Annotated in this window: 1 protein-coding gene; it reads right to left on the reverse strand. The window is 42.3% G+C overall.

Features of this window, described 5'->3' with window-relative positions:
- The coding region (locus tag E1163_RS00950; RefSeq protein ID WP_185155906.1) for a toxin-antitoxin system YwqK family antitoxin at positions 1 to 2,231 on the reverse strand (2,231 nt) is incomplete at its 3' end.
- Positions 2,232 to 2,411 lie beyond the last annotated feature (180 nt).

Here is a 2,411-nt window from a genome sequence, read left to right on the forward strand (position 1 = left end):
GTAGTGTTATTCTTATAAATTACCGCCTTCATCAATATGCCGTTTTTGTGTGTATATATTTTTTCGGGGTTTCCTTTGGCATCAAAGAAAACCTCATCTCCATCCCTCGCGCCATTGTGGTACCTCTCGTATCCCCGGAGATAGGGCTGGTAATTGGTGTATGTATAAAAAGTGCCTTCATAGGGGAGATCTTCTTGGTATTGCGCACGCGAAAGCTCCTTACCGTACCCGTTGTAAAATATGGCTTCACCTTCCAGCTTCCCGTTTTTAAATGTAACGGATCTGAGTAGGTGCCCATTCACATATTCATTAAAAATACCTTCTTCCTTACCTTCTATGTAGTTGCCTTCTTTTGTGCGGTCATTATGGCGTGTCTTACTGTTCCACTTATAGTCTATAAACTTTCCATGGCGCTGCCCCTCCTTCATGCTGCCGACCGACTTGACATGTCCGCCTTTATAGGTGTAAAATGTACCATCATAAGGTTTGCCGTTTATGTAAGTACACTGGCCCGTAAGTTCCCCCCATTGGTTGTAAAAACATGCTTCCCCGTTGTGGTCTATCACATAAAGCAACTGACCGTACCTGTTGTACTCTTTTTCATATGTTACCTTATCATCCTCATAGTGGGTGATTTTTCTGATAATTCCATCCTTAAAATCATATTCTTCCCCGCTTTTGGTGCGGCTGTCAGACAGGCGGCCCAGTATGTTGCCCTCTTTGTCATAATAGGTTATTACTTTGTCATAACTGCTTTCTCCATATTGTGTGTGGATCATCTTTTCGCCAGAGGGGTAGTATTCGGTTTGTTCTTGCCAGTTTCCATCTGGTTTGTAACGCTGCATTGTTGACACTTTTCCCTCTGGAGAGAAGTATTCTGTTACGGTCAGTATTCCTTTTTCATAATGCTGCCGACTGGACAGTTTTCTATCTGACAAACCAAACTTCAGGCTTTTGCCTTGGTAGGGTTTTTGGTTTTTGTAAGTAAGCCGTGTCAATTCATTGCCTTTGGTATCATAAAAAATATCTAGTGAGTCAGCCAGGCTATATTGTTGCAAGGTGCCATCAGGATAGAAATGGCGCAGCTCTTTTAGGGCTCCTTTTTCGTATAGCTCAATTCCATTGGAGTATTTGAGGTGAAATTTTCCATCTGTTTTTTTACCCGCCTTGTATATTCCACTACAGCAGGGGGTACCGTCTTTATAAAAGAAATGTGTTTCACCATCCTTCTCTCCATTTATATATTGGCCTTGCTCCCAGGGCTGTCCGTTGTTGTAATACAAAGTGTATGGCCCGTGCAGCACGCCTTCCCGGTACGATTCAAAAGCAAGGGGATCATCAAACCTTCGTCCCCCATCGAGAAAAACCAGTTCCCCTCCCTCATATGGGTGTCCTTCTTTTGAAATAAGTGTATCCAGAGCCTGACCTTTCTGGTCAAAGGAAATGACCATCCCGGTATTTTCTCCAGTGTCGAATTTTACCGACTTTGGCTGACCATTTCTGTAGTATCTTCGGGTGGTATCGATAACGCCATTGGTATAGTGCTCCGTGGTAAGCACATTCATCGGGTCAAACATATATTTCACAAACCACCCTTTATACTTCAGCTCTTTGCTGTTAAAAATGCCACGGCCGATGTATTCGCCATTTTGATCATAGTACTCTGCTTCGAAATGACTGTTGTCATTTTCCTTCACTCGTTGCATGTGGACTTTTGCCTGGGAACCTTCAGGAAAGTCGGCTATTTCCCATGCGACTAACTCGCCATTTTCGTAGTGGCTTTTTTCTATGTAACTGTTGTTTCGGTTGAGAAAAACGCCTTGAAATGGCAGGTTCTGTTTATAAACTCCTTCTGACAATAAACATCCCTGTTTGTCATATTGCACCTCCAGACCTTGTTTGATGCCGTTTTTGTATTCCGCTTTTTGCATAACTTCGCCTGACTCGTAGTACCACACCACCTCACCATCAAACATATCCTCAATGTCTGAGCATGAAAAAGCTGACATCTGCAGGGCTCCGGAAATGTAAAAATCTTCGATCCGGTAGCCGTTTTCTTCTTTTACAGGCTTTAGCCTAAAATAGAGGGCATCTTCCCGACTGGTCTGGCTCCAATAGTAATCATAAAATATAGTATCGGTCTGTGCGCGTAGTGGCTGCGTTGCTACTAGTAAAAAAAGTATAAAAGCCAGGGCTGTATGCCCGGATGATGAATTAGGAATTATTTTCATTATCATTTCAATCACGGGCTTTGACACATCAATACCCTACTGTTATCATTTACTTCTCATGCCCGATACAGGAACTAAAACTACTTAAATGTGAGTGATTCACATGAGGCATTGGGGGTGCAATTACAATTTTTTGGCAGTTAAAAGATTGTATATTTTTAACAGTTATTCAAAACTGAA

Origin of the sequence: Fulvivirga kasyanovii, from assembly GCF_009711405.1 — a bacterium.
Taxonomy (GTDB): Bacteria; Bacteroidota; Bacteroidia; order Cytophagales; family Cyclobacteriaceae; genus Fulvivirga; species Fulvivirga kasyanovii.